Origin of the sequence: Sorangium sp. So ce176 (assembly GCF_051519835.1) — a bacterium.
Lineage (GTDB): Bacteria > Myxococcota_A > Polyangia > Polyangiales > Polyangiaceae > Sorangium > Sorangium cellulosum_G.
In genome coordinates this window covers 9,255,539-9,279,681 of record NZ_CP150371.1, presented here as the reverse complement: position 1 = coordinate 9,279,681, position 24,143 = coordinate 9,255,539, and the positions used below count along the sequence as shown (strand labels likewise).

General features: G+C 72.0%; 17 protein-coding genes and 1 pseudogene. 12 read left to right on the top strand and 6 right to left on the bottom strand.

All coding sequences use genetic code 11. The annotated features are described in order from the left end of the window. Window positions 1-9: 9 nt before the first annotated feature. On the top strand, window positions 10-711 hold the full coding sequence (locus tag WMF42_RS35130) for a phytanoyl-CoA dioxygenase family protein (RefSeq protein WP_437687375.1): 702 nt from the start codon (window positions 10-12) through the stop codon (window positions 709-711). A 60-nt stretch (window positions 712-771) separates the two neighbouring features. Here WMF42_RS35130 and WMF42_RS35125 read toward each other — a convergent pair. Then, window positions 772-1,377: pseudogene (locus WMF42_RS35125) on the bottom strand (pectate lyase); the annotation flags it as partial. Between the two features lie 1,138 nt (window positions 1,378-2,515). Between WMF42_RS35125 and WMF42_RS35120 the strand changes: the two are divergent. The 3 genes from WMF42_RS35120 to WMF42_RS35110 all read left to right on the top strand — a co-directional run bounded on the left by WMF42_RS35120 (window position 2,516) and on the right by WMF42_RS35110 (window position 7,731). Then, window positions 2,516-3,985, top strand: a complete 1,470-nt coding sequence (locus WMF42_RS35120; RefSeq protein ID WP_437687373.1) for a pectinesterase family protein — start codon at window positions 2,516-2,518, stop codon at window positions 3,983-3,985. A gap of 89 nt (window positions 3,986-4,074) precedes the next feature. Further along, window positions 4,075-6,765 carry a hypothetical protein gene (locus WMF42_RS35115; RefSeq protein ID WP_437687371.1) on the top strand — a complete coding sequence of 897 codons (2,691 nt, stop codon included), beginning with the start codon at window positions 4,075-4,077 and terminating at the stop codon, window positions 6,763-6,765. A gap of 93 nt (window positions 6,766-6,858) precedes the next feature. Beyond that, the gene (locus WMF42_RS35110) at window positions 6,859-7,731 is read left to right on the top strand and encodes a DNA-formamidopyrimidine glycosylase family protein (RefSeq protein WP_061606012.1); all 873 of its coding nucleotides are present in this window, start codon (window positions 6,859-6,861) and stop codon (window positions 7,729-7,731) included. Window positions 7,732-7,959: 228 nt separating this feature from the next. Here WMF42_RS35110 and WMF42_RS35105 read toward each other — a convergent pair whose 3' ends face one another. Both WMF42_RS35105 and WMF42_RS35100 read right to left on the bottom strand, forming a co-directional pair. After that, window positions 7,960-8,604, bottom strand: a complete 645-nt coding sequence (locus WMF42_RS35105) for a hypothetical protein (protein ID WP_199693476.1) — start codon at window positions 8,602-8,604, stop codon at window positions 7,960-7,962. 5 nt (window positions 8,605-8,609) lie between these two features. Next, on the bottom strand, window positions 8,610-9,278 hold the full coding sequence (locus WMF42_RS35100; protein ID WP_437687368.1) for a hypothetical protein: 669 nt from the start codon (window positions 9,276-9,278) through the stop codon (window positions 8,610-8,612). A gap of 655 nt (window positions 9,279-9,933) precedes the next feature. Between WMF42_RS35100 and WMF42_RS35095 the strand changes: the two genes are divergently transcribed. From WMF42_RS35095 to WMF42_RS35085, 3 genes are all read left to right on the top strand, one after another. Then, a complete protein-coding gene (locus tag WMF42_RS35095) occupies window positions 9,934-10,713 on the top strand; it encodes a cyanophycinase (RefSeq protein ID WP_437694383.1) in 780 nt (259 codons plus the stop codon). Between the two features lie 22 nt (window positions 10,714-10,735). Further along, window positions 10,736-13,420 (top strand): cyanophycin synthetase, encoded by a 2,685-nt coding sequence (gene cphA / locus WMF42_RS35090; protein WP_437687366.1) that lies wholly within the window; start codon window positions 10,736-10,738, stop codon window positions 13,418-13,420. Window positions 13,421-13,490: 70 nt separating this feature from the next. Next, window positions 13,491-14,366: a cyanophycinase gene (locus tag WMF42_RS35085; protein ID WP_437687365.1), complete on the top strand. Its 876-nt coding sequence runs from the start codon at window positions 13,491-13,493 to the stop codon at window positions 14,364-14,366. On the opposite strand, the gene WMF42_RS35080 is transcribed toward WMF42_RS35085, so the two are convergent. After that, entirely contained in the window at window positions 14,275-14,871 is a 597-nt protein-coding gene (locus WMF42_RS35080; protein ID WP_155798037.1) for a hypothetical protein, read from the bottom strand. The genes WMF42_RS35085 and WMF42_RS35080 overlap by 92 nt on opposite strands. 183 nt (window positions 14,872-15,054) lie before the next feature. Between WMF42_RS35080 and WMF42_RS35075 the strand changes: the two genes are divergently transcribed. Next, window positions 15,055-15,903 carry a LamG-like jellyroll fold domain-containing protein gene (locus WMF42_RS35075; RefSeq protein ID WP_437687363.1) on the top strand — a complete coding sequence of 283 codons (849 nt, stop codon included), beginning with the start codon at window positions 15,055-15,057 and terminating at the stop codon, window positions 15,901-15,903. A 331-nt stretch (window positions 15,904-16,234) separates the two neighbouring features. On the opposite strand, the gene WMF42_RS35070 is transcribed toward WMF42_RS35075, so the two are convergent. Both WMF42_RS35070 and WMF42_RS35065 read right to left on the bottom strand, forming a co-directional pair. After that, complete coding sequence (locus tag WMF42_RS35070) at window positions 16,235-16,633, bottom strand: hypothetical protein (protein WP_437687361.1); 399 nt, start codon at window positions 16,631-16,633, stop codon at window positions 16,235-16,237. Between the two features lie 68 nt (window positions 16,634-16,701). Beyond that, complete coding sequence (locus tag WMF42_RS35065) at window positions 16,702-17,103, bottom strand: hypothetical protein (protein WP_437694472.1); 402 nt, start codon at window positions 17,101-17,103, stop codon at window positions 16,702-16,704. Between WMF42_RS35065 and WMF42_RS35060 the strand changes: the two genes are divergently transcribed. From WMF42_RS35060 to WMF42_RS35045, 4 genes are all read left to right on the top strand, one after another. Next, complete coding sequence (locus WMF42_RS35060; protein ID WP_437694381.1) at window positions 17,025-17,807, top strand: zinc-binding dehydrogenase; 783 nt, start codon at window positions 17,025-17,027, stop codon at window positions 17,805-17,807. The genes WMF42_RS35065 and WMF42_RS35060 overlap by 79 nt on opposite strands. 290 nt (window positions 17,808-18,097) lie before the next feature. Next, window positions 18,098-22,105 carry a protein kinase domain-containing protein gene (locus WMF42_RS35055; RefSeq protein ID WP_437687359.1) on the top strand — a complete coding sequence of 1,336 codons (4,008 nt, stop codon included), beginning with the start codon at window positions 18,098-18,100 and terminating at the stop codon, window positions 22,103-22,105. Window positions 22,106-22,371: 266 nt separating this feature from the next. Further along, on the top strand, window positions 22,372-23,088 hold the full coding sequence (locus WMF42_RS35050) for a hypothetical protein (protein ID WP_437687357.1): 717 nt from the start codon (window positions 22,372-22,374) through the stop codon (window positions 23,086-23,088). 263 nt (window positions 23,089-23,351) lie between these two features. After that, the gene (locus WMF42_RS35045; RefSeq protein WP_061611571.1) at window positions 23,352-23,876 is read left to right on the top strand and encodes a hypothetical protein; all 525 of its coding nucleotides are present in this window, start codon (window positions 23,352-23,354) and stop codon (window positions 23,874-23,876) included. Window positions 23,877-24,143: the final 267 nt, after the last annotated feature.

Below are 24,143 nucleotides of genomic sequence, written 5' to 3'. Positions count from 1 at the left end.
AGAGACCGGATGGACGCCTTCCGCGCGCACGGCTTCTTCGTCGTGCGCGCTTTCCTCGACGTCGCCGAGCGCGCCGAGCTCCGCCGCGCGTGCGACGCCGCGCTCCTTCACGCACGAGCGCGCTCGCTGGAGACGGGTCACTCGACGCCCAGGATCTCGCTCCTCACGGACGGCGCGACCTGCGTCCAGGACGACCTTGGCGCGCTCGAGCGCATCGCCGTCTTCGTCGGCTCCGGGCGGGTCTGCGAGCTCCTCGCCGGCCTCTCCCGCCCGCGAGAGGAGGAGACGCCGCGCCTGAAGGACGCGCACTATTACCACGAGCAGACCCGGCGTGACTGGGATGGGGACTGGCATCGAGACAGCCAGTTCGGCCAGCCCGATCCGGAGATCGAGCGCGCGGTCGTCGCGACGACGACGGCGGTGCACTTCCGGGTGGCGCTGGAGGACGACGACCGCCTCGAGATCGTCCCCGGATCCCACGCTCGCTGGGACACCCCGGACGAGCTCCGGATCCGAAGGGGCGCCGACAGGACCACGCCGGACATGCCGGACGCCGCGCGCATCGCCTTGCGCGCCGGAGATGCGTGTGTCTTCCACGCGTGGTCCATTCACCGCGCGACCTACCGGAGGGCGCCTCTGCGTCGCACGGTCGACGCCCTCTACGCCTTCGCCCGCCCGGCCGCGCGCCGGTGGCCGTCGCCGGCGGTCTGAGCCTGAGCGGCAGGCCGGGAGGCTCCAGCCCCGGCCTGCCGACCGACAGGGCGCGCCCCGTCAGTACTCCGTGTTGTTGGATGTCGTGATCCGCGACGAGGACAGGCCGATGAAGAGCGAGTCGCCGATGTCGCTGTAGCGGGTGTTCGTCATCGTGACGGTGCTGGTGCTGCTGTCCGTCCTGAAGATCGCCTCATCCATGCGCGAGATGTCGCAGCGGTCGATGAAGACGTCGACCTTGAACGTGGTCCCGCCGTTCTGCCGGATGAACTTGCCGGCGTTGGACGCCCGGAAGTTGGAGACCCGGAAGGTGCTGGCGGCGTTGATCTGGAACACCTTGTCCTCGCCGTTCACCGCCGAGCCGCCGTTGAGGACGACCGTGCCAGACTCCTTGACCGTCAAGGCGTCCTCGCCGATGTCCTCCCAGACGATGTTCTCCAGCGTGACGTTGCCGTAGGTGTGGATGCCGTCCGCGGCCGGCGCGCCGAGGACAACGTTCCTCAGCACAGCGCCGTTCTCGAGCTTGAACACCGGCTTCTGGCTCTCCGACTGGCTGCCGTCGCCGAGCGCGCTGCCGGCGATGAACCGCCTGCCGCCGCCGTCGTAGGTCTGGCCGGATCGCACGACGATCGTCGCGTCAACGACCCCGCCGCTCCCGGTGACCGTGCCGCCGCCGCCCCCGCCCGAGCCGCCGCTGCCGCCGCTCCCGCCCGAGCCGCTGGAGGAGGAGCTCGACGTCGCGCCGCCGCCGCTGCTCGAGCTGCTGCCCGTCGGCACGAGCTCGATGTAGTCGACCTTGATGTCGTGGTCCGTCGCGCTGGAGCTCTTGCCGGTGCACACCAGCTTGAACTCGACATTGCCCGAGAGGCTCCTGGTCCCGAGCGTCACCGTCTTCCAGCTATCGCTCGTGGACGACGAATAGCCGTCGAGGTTCCCCACGGAGGCGCCGTTCACCTGGAGCTGGTAGTTCCCGTAGGCGTTCCGCTGGGCATAGCGCACGACGACCCGGTACTCGCCCGCTGCGACCGATTTCGAGAACCGGAAGTTGTCGCCGCTCGCGTTGGCCTTGAGCCGCACGGTGCTCGAGCTCGCGTCGAATCCATCCCCCGACGAATGAGACCACGACTGCGACTCGGCCTCGAGCCGCGTGGCGCTCACCGCCTCGCTCACGCCATCCATCTCCATGATGGCTTCCTCTTCCGAGAGGCAGCCGGTCGCGATGAACCCCGCGGCGCCGATCGCCAGCAGCACATGACGAGCAAAGGTCGAATGAAGCTTCATGATTCCAGTCCTTGTTCAAGTAAGTTGTCGTGCCGTAAAGTCGCCTCGCGAGCGCTCCGGCCCGGAGCGCGCACCGCTGTCGTCAGCCCTGCGCGCCCCGTCCGAGGTGCTCTGCGCTGCGCTTGTCGCACAGACCCTATCAGCAACACGCGGGCCACATGCGGGTCGCATCGAAGCGCTGCAAGGGTGCGTTACTGCTGGATATTTCCTCGGAAAACAACGGCCCATGCCCTCTCGGGCCCCAGGCGCGTCCGGCGCTGTCACGCAGGGCTGTACACCGTGTTAACCCGGAGTTGACAGGGCATGCCGGCTCAGCAACACCCTGCCGTGCGCGGACGGCCGGCGCACAGGAGTGACAGCCACATCGGGTGTGGGAGAACGAGCATGTTGCGCGACACGGCGCGAGGCGCGCAGCCTCGGCGATCCGTGGGTCACCCTCCCTCGATCTGCCTGACATGACGGGCGGCTCGGTGTGGCGTCGCCGCGTGGCGCGCGTCTTGAAAGCGAGGTCGAAACGGTGAACATGAACAGCAAGTCACGTCGGATAATCTCGCTCCCTCTCACCCTCCTCGCGCTCGCCCTCGCCGGGTGCGGCGGCGATGAGGCGAGCGACGGAGGCCCGACAGGCGCGTCGTCCTCGGGCGGAGGATCGACCGCGCCGGACGCCTCCAGCGGCTCGACAACCGGGGGAAACCCGGGCTCCGGCGGTTCGCCGTCGGGCGAGGGCGCTGGCACCGCGAGCAGCTCCACGGGGGAGGACCCGGGATCGGGCGGCGCGGGCACCGGCGGCTCCGGCGCTGTCGGCTCGGGTACGGGCGGCGCGGGCACCGGCGGCGCTGGTACGGGCGGCTCCGGGCTGGAGGAGCCCACCGCGGGGACCGAGGCGCGCCCGCAGCTCACGGCCGCGCAGGCGGCCCACCACACCGTCCTGAAGCACCTCGAGAAGGCGGGGGATCTCGCGTCCGGCCTCGTCACGGACGCGTGGGATCCCACCGCCGGGGCAGGCGACGTCGGCGGATTCACGCCCACGTACACGGTCGCAGCGAGCGGCGGCACCCACAGGACGGTGCAGTCCGCGATCGACGCCGCTGTGGCCTCCGGCGGCGCGCGCCGGGTCTACATCGAGGTCGCGTCGGGCGCTTACCGCGAGGTGGTCTGCGTGCCGTCGTCGGCCCCGCCGATCACGCTCTACAGCAAGAGCTCCGACGCCAGCCGGACTGTCATCGCGTACAACAACTACAACGGCAAGACCAAGGAGACAGGCAAGCCGGCCAATCCCTGCAACCCGAACCTGAGCGGGACCACGTACGGGACCAGCGGCAGCGCGACGTTCGCCGCGTACGCCGACGATTTCCAGGCCAAGAACCTCACGATCGCGAACGACACCGACGAGCGCGCCGTGTCCGGCGGGAAGCAGGCCGTCGCGCTGATGACACAGGCCGACAGGCTGATCTTCGAGAACGTGCGCTTGCTCGGCAACCAGGACACGCTCTATGTGAAGACGCCGAACGCAGGGACTGTGTCGCGCGCGTACTTCAAGGGGTGCCACGTGGAGGGCGACGTGGACTTCATCTTCGGCCGCGGCACCTTCGTGCTCGACGGCTGCACGATCAGGTACCTGACAGCGCGGCAGGGCGCCACGGGCGGGTACATCGTCGCCCCCAGCACCGACGCGCGCAACGCGCACGGCATCCTCATCATCAACAGCGATCTCACCGCCGAGGCCGGGACGCCGGGCGGGCTCGTCCACCTCGGCCGGGCCTGGGACGAGGGGCAGAACGACCTCGCGACGTACGCTACGAGCGTCGCCAGCGGCGCCTACCCGAACGGTCACGCGATCCTCCGGAGCTCCACGCTGGGCCCCCACATCCGCGCGCTGGACCCGTGGCACGCCTCGACCATCAGCCGCCCCTACAGCTCCACGGCGGGCATGTACCCCGCGAACCGACTCCACGAGCACGCCAACACCGGGCCGGGCAGCGCGCGGCCCTGAGCGGGGCGCGCCGGTCGCCGCCCGCATCGCCCGCGCCTTCCTGCCTGCCCGCAGACGGCGGCGCGCTCCGTCGCCTATCCTCGCCCCCCATGACGCCGCGCCCGTCCCTGCTCCTCCGCCTCGCCGGCGGGCTGGAGACCCGCCCCGTCAAGCTCGCGCTCTCGCTCCTCATCCTCGTCTCGGTCCTCCCCATCCAGGGCCTCGAGGACGAGCTCCGCCCGTACTTCCTGGCCATCTTCGGCGTCGAGCTCGTCCTCCGGGCCTCCCTCCTCCGCGAGCGGGAGCGCGATCGCTCGCGCCTCGACGTCCTCCTCTTCGCCTTCGACGTCATCGCCTGGCTCAGCTTCCTGCCGCTCGAGCGGATCCTCGACGCGCACGCCGCCCACGCCCTCCCCCTGCTGCGGCTCTCGCGGCTCTTCCTGCTCCTGCGCTTCACGCGCGAGATCGCGATCGACCTCTACGCGATCCTGACGCGGCGCGAGCTGCTCGAGCAGTTCGGGCTCGTCACGCTGGCCGTCTGGGGGCTCGCGTTCGGCGCCTCCGTGCTGCTCAGCCACCTCGCGATCCCGCACGACTACGACGGCCGGGGCCCCGTCCCCGACACAGGCTTCCTCGACAGGATCTGGTGGTCCTTCCGGCAGCTCGAGAGCGCCGACAACCTCGTCGCCAACCTCCACGTCCACCCCATCGTCGCCGTCATCTCGCTCGGCCTCACGATGGTCGGGGTCTTCGTGACCTCGTTCATCATCGGCATCGGCGCCAACGTTGTCGATCAGGTCGTGCGCGCGGCCCGGCGGCGGCCGGTCGGCTACGCGGGCCACGCGCTCGTGATCGGCCCGGTGCACGAGGCCGAGATGCTGGTGCAGGAGTTCGTCCGCCTCTACGAGCGCCACCGGTCGCTCCGCAGCATCCGGCTTTCGGAGCTCTGGCTCTGGCTCCTCCGCCGCGGGCCCGCGCCGACCCGGCACGCGCTCCCGCGCATGGCCCTCCTCGGCGCCGAGGACGACCCGCCCGCGTACCTCTACGCTCCGGGCATGCGCTGGGTCGTCTACCGCAAGGGGGACATCGCGCAGCCCGAGGCGCTCGAGCTCGTGGGCGCCGCCGGCGCGAAGCGGGCGCTGATCCTCGCGCGCCACGACGCGGGGCCGGACGCCGACGCCTTGACGGCCATGGCGCTCTCCTCGTTCCGCACGCAGAACCGGCGCGGCCACGTGTTCGTCGAGGTGCAGGAGACCAGGAACCGCGACCTCATCCAGGCGGTGGGCGGGCCGGGGACGTACCCGCTCGACATGCAGCGGTTCCTCGGCCTCTTCCTGTGCCAGCACCTGATCACGCCCGGCGTCGAGGCGCTCTACACCGACCTCATGACGACCGACGGCTCGGAGTTCTATACGCACGTCTTCCTCGGCGCGGACGAGGCGCGCGCCGTCGCCGCGCTCGGCGAGGGCCCGGGCGGCGAGATCTCGTTCTCGCGCATGGCGCGCGCGGCCCACGAGAAGAGCGTGATCCTCGCGGGCGTCTTGCTCGGCGACGAGGCGCCGGAGCGCAGGGAGGGCGAGCTCGTGCCGGTGGAGGGGCTCGTGCAGTGGCTCAACCCGCTCCTCGATCCGCCCGAGGGGTCGCCGGCGTGGGCGCTCGGCGCGCGGGCGGGCCGGGTGCCGGCGCGGCGGCTCCGGGGGCTCATCGGGGTGTCGGCCACGTACGCGCCGCTCCGGCGCTACGGGCGCGAGCTGCTCATGGGCCGGGGCGTCGCGGCGGTTGTCGACGCGCGCGCGCGGGCGCACGGCGCCGAGGCGGCGCGCGCGTGGACCGAGGCGTGGGCGGCGACGCTCTCGCGGCGCCGCAGCCACCTCGATCGGGTGCTGATCGTCGGCTACAGCCCCGCGCTGCCCTCGCTGCTCCACGCGCTCGCGCGGTTCGTCCCGGGGGTCGACGTGACGCTGGTCCTCGGCGAGCGCGGCGACGAGCGGATGCCGCTCGCCGACCGGCTCGCCTCGCTCGGCATGACGCTCGCGCCCGACGGCCCCCCGCCGGGCACGGACGGCGCGCCGCTCTCGCTCCCGCGCGGCGGCCGCGCGACCGTGTACACGCAGCGCGGGCACGACCTCGCCGCGCTCGCTGTGCGCTGCGTCGCGCGCGGGGCGCCCCCGTCGGCGGCCGTGTTCCTGAGCGAGCCCGAGGGGCTCGATCGCGACGCGCGCACGGCGATGCGGCTCATCCGCTTCGCGCGGGCGCTCGAGAGCCGGGAGCTCGCGCACGGCGGGCGGCTGCACGTGCTCGCGGAGTTCTCCTCGGTGACCAAGGGCGAGCACGTCCGCAGCCTCCTCGACGCCGGCCGGTGCGGCTTCGCCGGCCCGGATCGGCTGCGGCTCAGCCTCGTCAGCACCGAGCGCATCAAGAACTATTTCATGGTCCACAGCGCCTTCGTGCCGGGAGTAACGACACTTTACGAAGAGCTCCTCGGCGAGGGCGGGCAGGATCTCGTGCGGATCGAGGCGCGGCCGAGCGGCGCGGCGGAGCGGGCGCGCGACGCCGTCGGCTTCGACGATCTCCGCGCGGCGCTCGAGCCGAGGGGCGCGGTCCCGGTGGCGCTGGAGCGCGACGACGGGACCGTCCTCCTGAACCCGGAGCCCGGATCGACGCTCGAGGCCGCGCGCATCCGCGCCGTGTACGCGCTCGCGCGGAGCCAGGATCTCGAGGTCGAGCGCGATCGGCCGGCGAGGGAGAGCGACGGCGGCGACGCCGCGCGCGCCGAGCGGGCGCCGCCGATCAGCGCGTGATCGGCGCCGAGCGCCGCGCCCGGCGCGCTCCTTTTTCCGCCTCACGGCAGAACCGTACGTCGACCTCCGCGGTGAGACGGGTATTCTGGGGCGGTGCCGGAGCGCCCAGACCTGGAGTACGTCGTCCCGATCCTCGCGCGCGAGCTCGCGGGCGCGACAGTGGTCGGGGTCCGGGCCGACAGCCCGGTGGTGCTGCGCGTCCTGCTGCCCGAGCGCGTCGACGCGCTCTTGCCGGGCGCGCAGATCCGGCGCGTCGCGCGGCGGGCGCACGCGGTGATCTTCGAGCTCGGCGGGCCGCGCGCGCTCGAGCTCGTGATCTCCCCCATGCTCGCGGGGCGGTTCTCGATCACGCTGCCCGGCGAGACGCGGATTCCGACCGATCTCGCCTTCTCGCTGGTCCTCGCGGACGGGCGCGAGCTCAGGTATCGAGACGAGGTGCAGATGGGCAAGGTCTACGTGCTCGCGCGGGGCGATCTCGACAAGATCCCCGGCCTCGGGCGCGTGGGCCTCGACGTCCTCGATCCCTTGGTGTTCACGCCCGAGGCGTTCCGCGCCGCCGCGCGCTGTAGGCGCGACCTCGCCAAGGATTTCCTGATGGACAAGGCGGCGCTCGACGCGATGGGGAACGCGTACGCCGACGAGGTGCTCTTCGAGGCGAAGATCCACCCGAAGGCGGCGGTCAAGGGGCTCTCGGACGAGGAGATCGACAACCTGCACGCGGCGATCGTCCGTGTCCTCGGCGACGCGACGCGGACGATCGCGCAGCGGTCGCCGGCGCTCGACGAGAAGCTCCGCGACTTCCTCAAGGTCCGCGGGCGCCCGGGCCATCCGTGCCCGCGCTGCGGCGACAAGCTCCGGCGCGCGAGCGTCCACGGCCACGACGCGATCTTCTGCCCGACGTGCCAGCCGGAGGATCGGAAGAGCGCGTCGTTGAACCTCCGCCGCCCCCGGCGGGAGCCGGGGTGACGCGGGCCCGGCGGCGACTCTTCATGTCGCCCGTGGGCTGAGCGCGCCACGAGGGGCGCTGCGCCTCCTCGCGGCCGACCGGCGGCCACAGGCCGCCTTCGTCAGAGCAGGTGAGGACGGTGCGCCCGCTCGGCCTGAGATTGCCTTCCTCGATCCCCGGTGAGGTCATTCCTGCGCCCTGCCGGCGCCGAGCTCCTCGCTCGGCGGCGCGGCCGTGTCGTTCTGCTGCTACGGCGCGGGGGACTCGGCCCCTGGCGTGGCCGCGGGGGCGGGCTCCGGCGCGGCCTCGGGGCCAGGTTGCGGCGCGGGCTCCGGCGCGGTCTCGGGGGCAGGCGCGGGCCCGGCCGGCGGCGGGTAGGTGAGGTCGTCGCACGTGGCGCCGAGGCTCCCGACAGCGTCGTTGTAGTGGTTCATCGCGTCGAACGCGTGCCCGTGGGCGTTCTCCTTGCCTTGTCTGGAGAGCGCCCCCAGCACGACGGCGGTCACGGCGACGGCGACGCCCGTGCCGAGGATCACGCCCATGGCGGCCTCGTTCTTGTCGTGGAAATAGAGCCCTGAGAACCCGCCGAGGCTCCCGAGCCCGAGCACCACCCCGAAGGTGGAGAGCGTCGTCGCGGAGCGGCCGCTCTCCGACGCCTGGCGCGCGTGCTCGCGCGCCTCGGGGACGCAGCGCACGAAGCGCTCCAGGCCGTCGTAATGGTAGCTCTCTGCCACCTTCCGGCCGCCGGCCCACAGCGTGAAGCCCTCGTCGTAGGTCGCCGTGAGCTCGCCCCGCGCCACGACGCGCGGGGCGTACATCGTGTGCCCGCTGGAGCATCCGAGGAGCGTGGAGCCGAGGATGCACGCGAGCAGGGCGGTCGGGGGCTGCTTCACCGGCGTCACGGTACCTGCCCTTCCGTCGCCGCGGCCGCGCACGGCGAGCCGGGGGTGCGCGCGAGGTCGTTGTAGGCGTTGACCTGGTCGAGCGCGAGGGCCGAGTCCTCGTCTCGCTCCGGGCTCCCGACCGAGAGCCCCACCGCGATCGGCGGCAGCGCGGCGAGCGCGAGCACCGCGACCGTGGCGAGCAGGATCGACGCCGCCGCGTTGCCGCCGTCGCTGCCGCTGCCGCCGCTGCCGCCGGAGGACGAGCTGCCGCCTGGCGCGGGCTTGCTGCCCTTCGAGGGAGATGCAGGGGTCCGCGCGACGTCCGGGCCCGGTCTGTGGCGGTGCGGCGGCGGCGGGGCCACGCCGCGCCGCTCGACCACGATGCGCGGTCCGAAGTAGATCGGCACCCAGAAGCCGCCGGTGACGCGCACGGGCGAGGCCGCGGGATCGCGCGAGGTTCGTGCCGGATACGGAGGCAGCGCTGCGCCCGACCCGGGCTCGCCGGAGAGGCAGTCCGGGATCGCCCCGCCGAGCTCCATCGCGACCGCCCCGTCGCTGTACACCGGGCGGGCCCGCCCGTCCGGCGGCGGAACGTACTCGGAGACATAGGATCCGCAGCCCGACAGCGCGGCGAGCGCGAGGGCGCCGAGCGCGACGAGGAAGGAAGGTCGATGAGGCTTCACGGCGGTGTGCGCGAGACTATCCGCCGGAGGCTGCCCTGCATAGGGTCTGCCGCGCCGCGAGCGTGCTGCGATGCGGACCCGAAGAGAGATTGAACCACAGAGCGTGCTGCGATGCGGACCCGAAGAGAGATTGAACCACAGAGGCACAGAGGGCACAGAGGCGAGAGGAAGAGATTGGAAGAAAAGAGAGGTGAAGAAGAGAGCTGATTCATCTCTATTTCTACATCTCTCTCTCTTTTCTGTCCTCTGTGCCCTCTGTGCCTCTGTGGTTCAATCTTTCTCTCTCTCTCTCTCTTCACCCGACACGCAGGGCGCCGCCACGCCTCGCGAGCTCCTTGCGAAGCACATCACAGCAGGCCTCTGAGAGCGCTCGACGGAGCGCGTCCGATCGGCTGAACCGAGCCAGTACGGGCAGACCGGCCGGGCTCAGCGAGTCGCGTCGCCGGCCGCTGGAATCCGGCCCGTCCACGCAGGGCGCCAGCCTCATCCGGAGCGGAAGAGGGGCAATCGGACACCCTGTGGCATTTTGCCATGGTGCAGGTCTGACCATCGCGTCGAAACGTGCGTGAAACGGTGCGAAGGCGCGCCTGGCCCGGGCGTTGCGAGCGCGGGTGAGCTCCTGGACATGGTCCCCGGTACGAACGTTCCGCGCTTGGTGGCCATCGGCGGCGCCGAGGACAAGGAGGGGGAGCGCACCATCCTTCGCGAGTTCGTGCGCCTCGCGGGCGGCCAGGACGCCTGCCTCGTGGTCATCCCCTCGGCGAGCGAGACGCCCGACGTGGTCGGCGAGCTCTACCAGCGGCTCTTCCACGAGCTCGGGGCCTCCGAGGTCGCCGTGCTCACCATCGCTGCCCGCGACGACGCGCGCAACGAGGCGGCCATGCGGCAGGTCGAGCGGGCGACTGGCACCTTCTTCACGGGGGGCGATCAGCTCCGGATCATGAACCGGCTCGGCGGCACCGGGGTCGATACAATGCTCCACCGGCGGTGCGAGGAGGGGATGGTCGTCGGTGGCACGAGCGCCGGCGCGGCGGTCATGTCGTCGACGATGATCGTCGAGGGCGAGACCAGGTCCCCGCGAGCGGGCGCGGTGCGCACCGGCCCCGGCCTCGAGCTCCTGCCCGGCGTCATCATCGATCAACACTTTGCCCAGCGCGGCCGCATCGGCCGGCTCCTCTCCGTGGTCGGGCTGTTCCCCCATTACCTCGGCGTCGGCATCGACGAGGACACAGCCATCGTCGTCCAGGGACACCGCGCCTCCGTGATCGGGAGCGGCGCCGTCACCATCGTCGACGCCGGCGGCGCCGCCTTCAACGACGCCGTGGACATCCCATCGGGAGGCTGCATCACGCTCTGCGGGGTCACCCTGCACTCGCTCCCTCACGGACGGAGCTTCGATCTGCTCGAGAGAAAACCCATCATCGCCGCTGACTGACTCCAACACAGCCGAGCTACCCATGCGCATCATCACCATCCGTACGCTTCAGGGCCCGAATGTGTTCGCCAGCTGGCCGGTCCTCCGCATGACCCTCGACCTCGAGGACCTCAACGAGAGGAGCAGCGCGCACGTCCCTGGCTTCGTCGACCGCCTGCTCGGGCTCCTGCCGGGCCTCGCCGAGCACCACTGCTCGCGGGGCAAGCCGGGGGGGTTCGTCGAGCGGCTCCGGGAGGGCACATACTGGGGCCACATCGTCGAGCACGTCGCGCTCCAGCTCAGCGAGCCGGCGGGGATCGGCGTCACGTACGGCAAGACGGTCCACGCCGGGGCGCCCGGGCTCTACGACGTCGTCGTCGAGTTCGAGAACGAGGCCGCGATGCGCCTCCTGCTCGAGGCCGCCTTCGAGCTCGTCACCGCCGTGCTCGAGGGCAAGCCCTACGACGTGGCGGCGAAGGTCGCCGAGGCAGCGCAGGTCGCCGAGGAGACGGCGCTCGGGCCGAGCACGCGGGCCGTGGTCAAGGCGGCCGAGAAGCGGGGGATCCCGTGGTCGCGCCTCGACGACGAGAGCCTGCTCGTGTTCGGCTACGGGAAGCACCGGCGCTTCGTCCAGGCCACCACCTCGTGCAACACGAGCTGCGTGGCCGTCGAGATCGCCGGCAACAAGCAGCTCACCAAGGAGCTCCTCGAGCGCGCTGGGGTGCCGACGCCGCGAGGGGTCGTGGTGAGGACGGCCGGCGAGGCGGCGCGGGCGCTCGGCGAGCTGCGCGCGCCCGTCGTGGTCAAGCCGCTCGACGGCAACCAGGGAAAGGGCGTGTCGCTGAACCTCCGGACCGAGGCGCAGGTGCGCGAGGCGTTCGACATCGCGCGCGCGGTCCGCTCTCGGGTCCTCGTCGAGGAGATGGTGAGCGGGCGCAACTACCGCGTGCTGGTCGTGGACGGGCGCGTTGTCGCGGCGAGCGAGCGGCTGCCGGCCCACGTGGTCGGCGACGGACAGCGGACCGTGGCCGAGCTCATCGCGCTGGAGAACCAGAGCCCGCTGAGGGCCAACGGGCACAACGGCGTCCTGACGAGGATCGTCGTCGACGACGTTGTGCGCGCCGGCCTCGCCAAGCAGGGGCGCTCGCTCGACGAGGTGCCGGCGCCCGGCGAGCGGTTCTTCCTGCGCGAGGGCGTCAACCTCTCGACAGGGGGCACAGCGCGGGACGTCACCGACGAGATCCACCCCGACACGGCCCGGCTGTGCGAGCGCGCGGCGCGCGCCATCGATCTCGACATCTGCGGGATCGACCTCGTGGCCGGCGACATCGCGCAGCCCCTCGGCCGCGGCGCGATCATCGAGCTGAACGCCGCCCCGGGCATCCGCATGCACGAGCACCCGAGCGAGGGGAAGCCGCGGGACGTCGGCGGCGCCATCGTCGAGATGCTCTATCCGCCGGGCGCGCCGTCCCGCATTCCCATCGTCTCGATCACGGGCACCAACGGCAAGACCACCACCACGCGCATGGTGGGCCACATCCTCGGGGCGACGGGCGCCACCGTGGGGATGACAACGACCGAGGGCATCCACGTCGGCGGGCGCTGCATCGCGTCGGGCGACACGACCGGCCCGGGGTCGGCGCGCACGATCCTTTTCGATCCGACGGTGGACATCGCCGTGCTCGAGACGGCGCGCGGCGGCATCGTCCGGCGGGGGCTCGGCTACGACTGGTCCGACGTCGCGATCATGACCAACATCGGGCCGGATCACCTGGGCCAGGACGGCATCGAGAGCGTCGACGACCTGCTCTGGATCAAGATGGTCGTCGCCGAGCGGGTGCGCGAGGGCGGGACGCTGGTGCTCAACGCGGACGACCCGCTGCTCGCCGCGGTCCCGGAGCACCGCCGCATGACGAAGCTCTCGCGGAACATCGTGTTCTTCTCGCTCGACCCGTCGAACGCTGTGCTGCGGGATCACGTCGCCCGGGGCGGGACGGGCTACACGCTGAGGGACGGCGCCATCGTGGAGCTCCAGCGCGGCGTCGAGCTGCGCATCCTCCGGGCCGCCGAGATCCCGGCGACCTTCGCTGGCGCGGCGCTCTTCCAGGTCGCCAACGCGATGGCGGCGATCGCCGCCTGCCGCGCGCAGGGGGTGATGGTGGAGACCATCCAGCGCTCGCTCCGGACCTTCGAGGCGTGCACGAGGAACAGCGGTCGAATGAACCTCTACCAGCTCGAGGACAGCTACGTCCTGATCGATTATGGCCACAACCCGGGCGCGTTCCGCGCGACGTGCGCGCTCGCGGCGCAGTGGGAGGGGCGGAGGCTCACGGGCATCGTGAGCCTGCCCGGAGACCGCTCCAACGCGCTGCTCGAGGCGTGCGCCTGCGAGATCGCGGAGGGCGGGTTCCACCGCATCATCGTCAAGGACGACGGCGACCGGCGGGGTCGGGCGCCTGGCGAGGTACCGGCCCTGCTCCAGCGGGTCGTGAAGGAGGTGAAGCCCGGGCAGCTCTGCCAGATCGTCCCGGACGAGCGCGAGGCCATCGAGCACGCGCTCGCCACGGCGGAGCCGGGCGAGGTCATCGTGCTGTTCACCGAGGAGGCGGCCCGGATGGGCGAGACGCTCACCCGGATGGGGGCTGCCGCTGTGAACGAGGTGCCCGAGCTGATGTCCGGCCCCCGGGCCCGCGCGCGGCGCCGCCAGGACTCGGTCGTGGCGCTCTGATGTTCGTGCTCATCGAGGGCGGGGAGGTCTTCGCGCCCGAGCCGCCATAGCAATCGAAAGGCCGAGTTGCATGGTGGAAAGCAAAGGGGGCGCTGACGGGTCGGACAGGGACCTTTCGGCAGGCGCGCCTGCGTCGCGCGGCCGTCCGGGCGGCGCGCTGGTGCTGATCGGGGGGCACGAGGACAAGGAGGGGGCGCGGGAGATCCTGCGCGAGGTCGTGCGCCGCGCCGGAGCGCGGCCGATCGTGGTGGCCACGCTCGCGAGCGAGGTCGCCGGGGAGCTCTGGGTCGAGTACGAGCGGGTCTTCCGGGCGCTCGGCGCGGGCGACGTCAGGCACCTCGACATCGTCCAGCGCGATCAGGCCCGGGAGGCGCGCTGGCTCGAGATCCTCGAGGGCGCGGGGTGCGTGTTCTTCACCGGGGGCGATCAGCTCAAGATCACGAGCAAGCTCGGCGGCAGCCGCCTCGCCGACGCGATCTGCGCTGTATACAGGCGCGGCGGCACCGTCGCGGGCACCTCGGCCGGCGCCTCGGTGATGAGCGAGACGATGCTCGTGGGCGGGGCAGGCGAGGAGTCAGCGAAGGTGCGCGGCGCCGTGCGCATGGCGCCCGGCCTCGGGCTGGTGCGCGACCTCCTCGTCGATCAGCACTTCGCCCAGCGCGGCAGGCTCGGCCGTTTGCTCGGCGCCGTCGCCCATGACCCCCGATTGCTCGGCGTCGGCGTCGACGAGGATACGGCCGCCGTGATCGAGCCCGATCGCCGCCTGCGCGCGCTCGGGACAGGCGCAGTCTATGTCGTAGATGGACGCAGCATCAGCCATACGAACATCGGCGAAGAGGAGGGGGACCGCGTGCTCAGCCTGTTTGACGTGCGGCTCCACGTGCTGAGCGCCGGGGACTCGTTCGATCTCGAGACAGGGCGCCCGGGGTGCGGGCAGCCTCGTTGATGCAAGGTCGATTGCGGCTCATCGATATGGCGCGAACGCCCCGCCGATCGTGCTGGTGGACGGGGACGTGACCCTCGGCCTCGATCCGGGCGCCGTCCTTGTCGTGGATGACCGTGCTGATGGGGATGCCGGCCGGCGCCGTCACCCGGGAGGGCTCGTGGCCGACGAGCACGATCCCCTGGAGCTGAGCGCCCTCGTCGACGGTCACGATCCACTGCGTGAACGTGTACGAGGAGAGCGCCAGCACCATCTCGGAGGTGCGGGAGACGTGCACCTCCGCCCTGGGCCCGCCCTCGCCGCGCTCGTGGATGCCGAGGAGAGCCCCGCCCTCGACGCGAGGCTCGCCCCAGGGCCCCTGAAAAGCAAGAGGCTCGGCCGGCGCTCCTGCCGTTGCGATGCCGCTCCTCGGCTGGGGGCGCGCCTCGAGCGACAGGGTATCGAGGAAGCGAGAGCGCGGGTGGCAGACGTGACAGGCGGAGACGGCGGGGAGCGATGAGCGATCCACGCGCCTCTGTGGTTCATTTTTCTCTTCACGGCATCTGCGCAGGCCAGCGGAGGAGAGCGCGCTGACACGGATCGCATCTTCGCGAGAGGCTCGGTGACAGTGCGCGCCCTCCTGAGCTACGCTGATCGCAGGAAACACGGGATGCTTGTATCATCACATCTTTCTACACGCTGCCTGGCCGGCATGGCCCTTGTGCTGCTGTCCTCGACGGGGTGTGTCCTCGAGGGGGGAGGCACGGCCGCGCCGCGAGGGACCGAGCAACAGCAGCCTGGCCCTCAGGAAGAGCTCCCCGGGCAGGAGCCTGGCCCTCCAGATCAGAGCCCGGAGCAGGAGCCTGGCCCTCAGGGGGAGCTCCCCACGCAGGAGCCTGACCCTCAGGGGGAGCTGCCCACGCAGGAGCCTGGCCCTCAGGAGGAGCGCCCCTCTGCGCTGTGCGAGGCGGGGGACCCGTCGCTCATCGCGTGCTTCGCGTTCGAGGGGGATCCCGGCGACGGCTCGCAGCACCGCTTCATGCCCGATCGCGCGCGCGGCCTGGAGTACGCGCCTGGAAGGGACGGCCAGGCGCTCCGCGTGACAAAGGGGAGCCGCCTCCGCTTTGGCCACGACGCCGCGTGGACCGCCCCCGCGATGACCATCGATGTCTGGATCAACCCGGCTTCCCTCCCGGAGAAGGAGCGATTCACGGTGATCGACAGCGGCGGGAAGCCCTCCCTCTTCCTGGTGCCGGGCGGCCAGATCCGCTGCACCATGGGGGTCGAGCGCAACGTGCCTCACTCCATCGTACCTGGGGAGTGGACGCACATCGCCTGTCTGTCGGACGGCCAGACGCAGAGCCTCTATGTGAACGGCGTCGAGGTCGACAGGAGCCCCTGCGGGCCGGTGCTCGCTGACGGAGAGCAGCCGATCCACATCGGCTCGGAAGAGCCGACCGACCAGGACGAGTTTCACGGGCTGATCGACAGCCTCCGCCTCTTCGGCCGGACGCTCGCGCCGCAGGAGATCTGCGCCGCCGCCGGCAAGAACGGCTGCTGAGCGAAGGGGCGCTGCCGAAAGCGGGGCGCCGCGCCAGCGCTGGAGAGGTGTGCCAGCGCTGGAGCGATGTGCCTGCGCGGCCGGGCCCCGTGCTTGCCCTGGCGGAGCTCCACGCGCGCCGGGGCCGGGCCCCGGCGGTGCGCCGCGCCTGCGCGACGGCAGCCGCACGGCCGGGCCCGGCGCAGGCCGACCGGCGCGCCCAGACGCTCAGGTCCAGGGCCGCCGGGTGGACGCGCGCTCGGAGCGCGGAGGATGACGTGAGGGATGAGGGAAGGAGAGGGAAGGAGAGCGAAGTAGAGGGAAGGCGAGCAACGCCCCGGAACGGAGCCGATCAGAAGGCGTTGGCGCGGAGCTCTTCCTTGTACTGCTTCTTGTACATGTCGTGGCAGCTCTTGCAGCTCGCCTTGGCGCCGTCGATATCGCCCTTCTTGGCCTTCTCCGCGCCCTCCTTCGAGATCGCGACCCACTTGGCCATCCCCGGCGGCGGCTTGGTGGCCACGTACTCCAGCGCCTCCGCGATCTTCGCGCCGTCGCCGCTGTTGGTCGCCGACTGCATGACCGTCTTCATCCAGCCCTGCATCGGACAGGGCTTCTGTCCTTTTGCACCGCAGCCGAAATCCTTCTTCTCGGCGACGGACGAGGGGACGTCCGTCGTCCCGCCCGCTGCCCACGCGGCCCCAGCAAACCCAATGCCGACGCCCATCAGCACGACACTCATCAACTTGCTCATCGACATCCGACGTCTCCTGTAGGAAAGGGCAAGCTCAGCGAGAGACATCGCAGCTCCTCGGGGGGTTGTCAACTGCCACCTTGAGCATTGAACGCGCTCGCGAACACCACCCAGGCGCAGACGAGGTCGGGGGGAGAAACTTCATTCGAGCCTCCTTTTTTTTCATCGTCTCCGGCGGGCGTGCAACACGCGCGGAAATTTCTCTCCACGTGGGCGGCGAGCGCGATCGTCCCGGTGCAGCCGAGCCGCGTGATCACGAGGATCACGCCGAGGAGCAACGCCGCGCCGAGCAGGACCCGACTGGACCCCTGCGCCGCGCCCCCGACGTTGAGCACCAGGCCATCGGAGGCGAGGACCCGTGTCGAGGTGCGGTGGCTCCCGGCAGGCGTGGATGACGCAAAGCGGCATCCGCTCCCGGGCACCGCGCGTGTGGCGAGGAACACAGTGGAGGTGGGTGGGAGTGCGTTCATGGGCGTTCCTCCGGCGAGCCCGGTGGGCTCGGTGGACCCGCCCGGGGCGGCGCGCTTGCTCGACGCGCGCCGGGGTCTCCCAGAAGGAGCGGGCTCGCGACGACCGAGACGTGAGCGCCGCGCTCCCCCGCGGGGCTCATGTTCCGGGATGGCGCCGGGGTCTACGGGGACGCCGCGGGCGGGGAGGGCGTCCCGGCGAGCGGCGGCAGCGCGCCGTCGGGCGACCGCGGAGGCCAGCGCGAGGATGCTCACGCCGCTCGAGAGCGGGACGCGCTTCGTGGATGACCGCCGTGGGGGAGGGAGCTGAACCACGGGGGCGTACAGGGGCTCGATCTCGCGGGGGAGAGGTCTACGACATCATCTTCGATACCGTGGCCAAGAGCTCGTTCTCGCGCTGCGAGGGCTCGCTGGCGAAGAATGGTGTGTATCTCTCCACCGTCTTCACGGCGCCGCTGCTCCTGCAGCGGTCGTGGACGTCGATGGCGGGCGGCAAGAGGGCGACTTCTGCGATGTCGATCGAGAAGACCGAAGGGCTGAACTTCATCCGAGGGCTGATCGAGGTGGGGAGGTTGAGGCCGGTCATCGATAGGCGCTATCCATTGGAACAGACGGCCGAGGCTCACCGGTATGTCGACGAGGGACACAAGAAGGGAAGCATCGTCATCACCGTGACGCTTGACGTGTCCAGTGGGAGAGGCCGGTAACCGCTGTGGGTGCTCGCACCGCATCGGCGCTGACCGCGCCGGCTCGGCGCGTCGCCTGGTGAGCCTGCACACGAAGCGGGCCGGCGCGACATCGTCGTTGTACGGGCACGGCGAACGCGGCGCGCCGTTCCTCTCCGGGCGTGCGCTCTTCGATCCACGTCACCCGCGACGCATCGCATCGCGCGAAGGACCCGGCCGCACCTGCGATGAGGTGAATCGGCGCACCATCCCGGGACCGGATCCGGACCTGGAGGGCCGCGCGCGTGATATCGCTGGAGCCACGGCGGTTGATGCGCGCGGGAGAGATCGTCGGCGAGCGGTTCGAGATCGAGGCCCTCGCGGGCTCCGGCGGGATGGGGCACGTCTACCGCGCGCGCGACAGGCGCACCGGCGACACAGTGGCTCTCAAGGTGCTTCGCCGCGCCGGCAAGACCGAGCTCGGGCGCTTCTCCTGCGAGGTGCAGGCGCTCTCGGCCCTGCGCGTCCCCGGCGTCGTGCGCTACATCGATCACGGCGTCACCGCGGACGGCAAGCCGTATCTCGTCATGGAGTGGCTCTCCGGCGAGACGCTCGCCGAGCGCATGGCCGAGCGGGGGCTCACCCCGGCCGAGAGCGTCGATGTCGTCGCGCAGGTAGCGGGGACGCTCGGCGCCATCCACCGGCAGGGCGTCGTCCACCGCGATCTCAAGCCGAGCAACCTGCTGCTCGTCGAGGGGCGGCTCGATCGGGTGATGGTGCTCGACTTCGGGATCGCGCGCTTCCGGATCGACCAGCAGATCACGATGCCGGGCACCGTCCTCGGGACCCCGGAGTACATGGCGCCCGAGCAGGCGCGCGGCGAGCGGAGCGTCGACGCCCGCGCCGACGTGTTCGCGCTCGGCTGCGTGCTGTTCAAGTGCCTCACCGGGCGCGCCGCGTTCCAGGGCGCGGGGGCGCTCGCCGTGCTGGTCAAGGTGCTGCTCGACGAGCCGCCGCGCCTCCGCGAGCTGCGCCCCGAGCTGTCCGAGGAGCTCGACGCGCTCGTCGCCAGGATGCTCGCGAAGCCGCCGGGCGAGCGGCCCCGCGACGGCGCGGCCGTCGCCGAGGCGCTCGGCGCGATCGCTGTGCGCGGCGTCGGCGCGGCGGACGGGGGCGCGGCCGCCGCGCCGGTGCGCGTCCTGGAGCTCACGAGCAGCGAGCGGCGCGTCACGTGCCTCGTGCTCGCGCACGAGCGCTCGGCGCCCGAGGAGGAGACGCGCTCGCAGGAGGAGGAGCAGGCGCGCGCGCTCGAGCGGACCGACGAGCTGCGCGCGCTCGCGGCGCGCTACCAGGGGCAGCTCGAGCTCATCGACGCGAGGTCGCCGCTGCTCGTGCTGACGAGCGCCGAGGCGGCCACCGATCTCGCGGCGCAGGCCGCCCGCTGCGCGCTCGCGCTGCGCGCGCTGCTCGGGGGCGCGCCGGTGGCGCTTGTGACCGGGCGGGCGGAGCTCACGTCGCGCATCCCGATGGGCGAGCTCATCGATCGGGCGGTGCAGCTCCTGCCGGCGCGCGGCGAGCCGGCCCCCGCGGCCGCGGCCCGGATCGACGAGGTGACGGCGGGGCTGCTCGGCGGCCGGTTCGAGACGAGCTGCGAGGGCGGCGCGCGGTTCCTGCACGGGGCGCGGGACGACCTCAAGGTGGCGACCGCGCCGGCGCTGCTCGGCAAGCCGATGGCGTGCGTGGGGCGGGAGCGGGAGCTCGCGGTGCTGAGCGCGGAGCTCGAGCGGAGCATCGAGGAGTCGACCTCGGGCGCGCTGCTGGTCGTCGCCGCCGCGGGGATGGGCAAATCGCGGCTGCGACAGGAGTTCCTCGAGAAGGTGTCCTCCGTCGCGGCGCGCGGCGCGAATGACGCGAACGACGCGAACGGCGCGCGGACCGCGCGCGACGCCGGGGGCGGCGGCGTCGAGGTGTGGGTCGGCCAGGGCGACCCGATGAGCTCCGGCTCGGCGTTCGGGCTCCTGTCGCGCGCGCTGCGCAGCGCGATGGGCATCGTCGACGGCGAGCCGCTCGAGGAGCGGCGGCGCAAGGTGCGGGCGCGGGTCGAGCGCCACCGGGAGCTCGACGTGGGGCGCGTCAGCGCCTTCCTCGGCGAGCTCGTGGGCGCGCCGTTCCCTGACGACGACATCCAGGTCGGCGCGGCGCGGCGCAACCGCCTGCTGATGGGCGATCAGCTCCGGCTGTCGTGGGAGGAGTTCATCCGCGCCGAGTGCGCGAAGCAGCCGGTGCTGCTGATCCTCGAGGACCTGCAGTGGGGCGACCTGCCCACGGTGACGATGGTGGAGGCGGCGCTCCGGAGCCTGAAGGACCTGCCGTTCCTCGTGCTCGGCCTGGGCCGCCCCGAGGTGCACGACATGTTTCCCGCGCTCGCGCAGGGCCGCTTCGGCAACCAGATGATGCTGCCGCCGCTCACGCGCCGGGCGAGCGAGCGGCTGGTGCGCGCGGCGCTCGGCGACGAGGCGAGCGCGGAGCTCGTGGCGACGCTGGTGGACCGGGCCGACGGTAACCCGTTCTACCTCGAAGAGCAGGTGCGGGCGGTGGCGGCCGGCCACGGGGCGGACCTGCCGGAGACGGTGCTCGCGATGGTGCAGGCGCGCATCGAGGCGCTCGACGCGGAGGCGCGGCGCGTGCTGCGGGCGGCGAGCGTGTTCGGCCAGGCGTTCTGGCCGAGCGGGGTGAGCGCGCTGCTGGGCGGGGCGGGGGTGACGCGGTGGCTGTCGGAGCTGGAGCGGCGCGAGGTGATCCACCGGCGCGGCCCGGGGCGGCTGCGGGGCGAGGTCGAGTACCGCTTCCGGCACGCGCTGGTGCGCGAGGCGGCGTACGGCATGCTGACCGAGGCGGACCGGCGGCTCGGCCACGCCCTGGCGGGCGCCTGGCTGGAGGGCGCGGGCGAGCCCGACGCGATGACGCTCGCGGAGCACTTCGAGCGCGGCGTCGTGCCGGCGCGCGCCGCGGCGGCGTACCTGCGCGCCGCGCAGCACGCGCTGGAGGGCAACGACCTCGGCGCCGCGATAGCGCGGGCCGAGCGCGGGCTCGCGCGCGCCCCGGAGCCCGCCGTGGTGGGGGCGCTGCGGCTCGTCCAGGCCGAGGCCCACGTGTGGCGCGGCGACCTCGCGCTCGCCGAGGAGCGGGGGACGGAGGCGGCCCGGCACCTCGCGCGCGGCTCGGCGCCGTGGTTCACGGCCGTCGCGCAGGTGGTCGCCGCCATGGGAAAGCTGGGCGATTTCGAAGGGGTGGAGCGGTGGACGGGCACGGCGGCCGTCCTGCCTGCCGCGCGAGGCGCCGAGAGCGCGAAGTGCACCTGTCTCTCCATGGGCGCCTCGACGCTGGCCTTCACCGGCCGCCTCGCCGTCGTCGACGCGCTGATCGCGACGGTGGAGCGCGCCCTCGACGACGGGTCTGCGACGGGCGCCGAGGTGGTGGCGGCGCTCCACCAGGCGCGCGCCTTCCGCGCCATGAGCGGGGGCGACCCCGGCGCCTGCGTCACCGGCCTGGAGGCCGCGCTGGCGGCGTTCGAGCAGGTCGGCGACCGGCGCAACGCGTGCATCACCCGGGCGAACCTGGGCTATTCGTACGGGGAGCTCGGCGATTTCGACGGCGCCGAGATGGCGCTCCGCTCCGTGCTGGAGGCCGCCGAGCGGATGGGCCTCCACGAGGTGGCGGCGGCGGCGCAGGCCAGCCTGGGGCAGGTCCTCGCCTACCGCGGTCGGCTCGCGGAGGCGCGGGCGGTCGAGGAGGCGGCGCTCGCGTCGAGCCAGCGGCTCGGCGACCCGCGCGCCGAGGTGGTGTCGCGCTCGTACCTGGCGAAGATCGCCCTGCTGGCCGGCGATTTCGGCGCCGCGGAGCGCGAGGCGCGCCTCGCCGAGGCGCTGGAGAGCGCGTCGCCGCTGCGCGTCGCGGCCACGGCGCTGCGCGCGCGGGCGCTGCTCGGGCTCGGGCGCGCGGGCGAGGCGCTCGCGGCCGCCGGCGAGGCCCTGGCCGCGCTCGACTCGCTCGGCGGGCTGGAAGAGGGCGAGTCGATGATCCGGCTGGTGTATGCCGAAGCGCTCGCGGCGAACGGCGAGCCTGGCAGGGCCTCCGTGGCCATCGCCTCGGCGCGCGACAAGCTGCTCGAGCGGGCGGCCAGCGTCCGTGACGCCGAGTGGCGCAGGCGCTTTCTCTCCCACGTCCCCGACAACGCCCGCACACTGGAGCTCGCGGCGCAGTGGGTCGGAACAGGTCGGAACGGGTCAGAGCAGAGCGCCGCTGTCCCACGGGTGAATCCGCACGGGACGTGCAATTAATGGCTGACAGAACAGGTGATTGGCCGTACCCTGTCCATAGACGTGGAGAGTTCCCGGCAGCGGTCGCCCTGAGCGAAGCGCCGGAGGGCGTGCTGTGATCGAGGAGCGCGAGCGCTCCTCTTGGCTCGCTACCGAGGTCTCATCACGTGAAAACCAGGAGTATGCTTGGATGCGCAGGCGTCCTTCTCGCGACCACCGGCTGCATGGCGCCCGAGCTCGCGCTCGATGCGGAGACTGACGGTCTCCTCTCGAGCGCTGACGAGCTTGTGAGCGGAAACGCGCTGAGCGCCAACGCGCTGAGCGCCAACGCGCTGAGCGCCAACGCGCTGAGCGCCAATGCGCTGAGCGCCAACGCGCTCAGCCGTGAGGCGGCGTTGACGCTCAAGGATCCGGGCGAGGGGGGAGAGCTCTTCCGGACGCTCGTGAAATACATGGTGAGCTGCGCGCTCGACGAGTCACAGCGCTTCAGCTTCTCCTGGACCGACGCCGCTGGCAGGACCCACGACGAGGTGTATCGCGGGGAGCTCGGCCTCGCCGACGCGTGGGGCAGGGGCCCGCTCGATCCGGGCGGCAAGCAGATCGTCTCTGCCTGCCTGGCGGCGCGCACGAACCGTTATGGCGTGTCGGTCGTCATCTCGATGCGCTCTCACCAGGCCCCGCTGCGCCACGAGGTCGGGCGCGAGGAGCGGGAGGCGTACCCTCATGTCGAGGGGGCGTTCTGGGGGGATCTCTTCGCGGAGACGCCGTACCTGCGCGCCTGCTACACGGGGGCGAGCGTCGAGCTGTCGCGCGCGGTGCTGCGCGACTGCGCGGCGGGGCACGTCGACGAAGACGGGGATCTCGAGGCCTGCGGGATGATCGAGATCGTCGGAGACTGCCAGGCTCACTGCAGCAAGCTCCACCCGCCCGGGCAGTACTACAAGGACTGCGTGGATCCGGAGTCGGGCAAGACGCGGTATGTCGTCACGACGGGGCTGCGCTGAGCCCGTCCTTCACGTACGTCTCCGGACCTGATTGTCCAGGGCTGGACGTCGGCGAGATCGGCTTCGCTCGCATGCTCGCGGTGTGCATCGAGCGCTCACTGGACGAGGTTCACTGCCGGGGCGAGCTGCGCGCTCGCCGCGGGCGAGCGCTCGTGAACGCCGCGATGCGTCACGCGCGTTACTCCGGGTTGCGTTCGACGGGGAGTTGGTGCGGGCGGCGCGCGTCCGTGGCGCGGTCGCGCCGTGAGGCCTAGACTGCGCCCATGAAGATTACCTTGCATACCACCACCATGCTCCTCGCCTGCTGTCTCTCGGCGCTCGCGTCGTCCTGCGGCCGCGTTGATCCCGACACCCCCAGCGGGGCCGAGGCCGGTCTCGACGGCGCGGCGGGCGGCGACTCCGTTCCGGACACGGGGGAGGCTGCGGCGCTCGGCGTGTCCGGGCGCTGGACCAGCTCGGAGTTCGAGGATCCCTTCGAGGCGCAGCTGACCCAGGCAGCGGACGGGGCGCTGAGCGGGACTGTCTGCGGGCCTGAAATTTCCGTGGACGTGCCGAACACGAACTGCGGAGCAGTGACGGACGGCAGCGTGTCGGGCGACACGGTGCGGTTCAGCTTTCATCTCCCGTGGCCGATGCTCGAGATGCCCGCCGACTACAGCTTCGAAGGGACGGCGTCGCCAGAAGGCTCTCCCGAGCGCTTCGAGGGGCAGCTGCGCCCCAGTTACACAGGCGACGTCCCTTTCCACATCGCCTGGACTGCCTGCCCCGGCACCGGACGATGCCCCTGAGAGCGCCACGGGCGCCAGGCCGAGCGTTCCGGAGCTCACCGAGCTCGTCGAGCGCGCCCTCGGCGCCCATGTCGATGCCGCTGAAGACGACGAGCAGGCGTTCCCGCAGGCCGCCCGGCCCGCGGCGCCTCGGCCGCCATCGACGCTCTCGAGGCGGTCCCCGAGCGGATCGTTTGTCCTGGCCCCCGCTCCTCGAAGCACATCCAGGAATGTGCGTTTGAAGGTCCCCGGCTGCCCGGACGGGCCGCTGCACGCCTTCGGCGCAGT

What these genes read in the sequence shown, in the direction of transcription:
- cphA (WP_437687366.1), top strand. Translation starts at nt 10,736, where the DNA reads ATGCGCATCATCACCATCCGTACGCTTCAGGGCCCGAATGTGTTCGCC.
- WMF42_RS35070 (WP_437687361.1), bottom strand. Translation starts at nt 16,633, where the DNA reads ATGAGCAAGTTGATGAGTGTCGTGCTGATGGGCGTCGGCATTGGGTTT.
- WMF42_RS35065 (WP_437694472.1), bottom strand. Translation starts at nt 17,103, where the DNA reads ATGAACGCACTCCCACCCACCTCCACTGTGTTCCTCGCCACACGCGCG.
- WMF42_RS35115 (WP_437687371.1), top strand. Translation starts at nt 4,075, where the DNA reads ATGACGCCGCGCCCGTCCCTGCTCCTCCGCCTCGCCGGCGGGCTGGAG.
- WMF42_RS35055 (WP_437687359.1), top strand. Translation starts at nt 18,098, where the DNA reads ATGCGCGCGGGAGAGATCGTCGGCGAGCGGTTCGAGATCGAGGCCCTC.
- WMF42_RS35120 (WP_437687373.1), top strand. Translation starts at nt 2,516, where the DNA reads ATGAACAGCAAGTCACGTCGGATAATCTCGCTCCCTCTCACCCTCCTC.
- WMF42_RS35130 (WP_437687375.1), top strand. Translation starts at nt 10, where the DNA reads ATGGACGCCTTCCGCGCGCACGGCTTCTTCGTCGTGCGCGCTTTCCTC.
- WMF42_RS35075 (WP_437687363.1), top strand. Translation starts at nt 15,055, where the DNA reads ATGGCCCTTGTGCTGCTGTCCTCGACGGGGTGTGTCCTCGAGGGGGGA.
- WMF42_RS35085 (WP_437687365.1), top strand. Translation starts at nt 13,491, where the DNA reads ATGGTGGAAAGCAAAGGGGGCGCTGACGGGTCGGACAGGGACCTTTCG.
- WMF42_RS35045 (WP_061611571.1), top strand. Translation starts at nt 23,352, where the DNA reads ATGAAGATTACCTTGCATACCACCACCATGCTCCTCGCCTGCTGTCTC.
- WMF42_RS35060 (WP_437694381.1), top strand. Translation starts at nt 17,025, where the DNA reads ATGACGCAAAGCGGCATCCGCTCCCGGGCACCGCGCGTGTGGCGAGGA.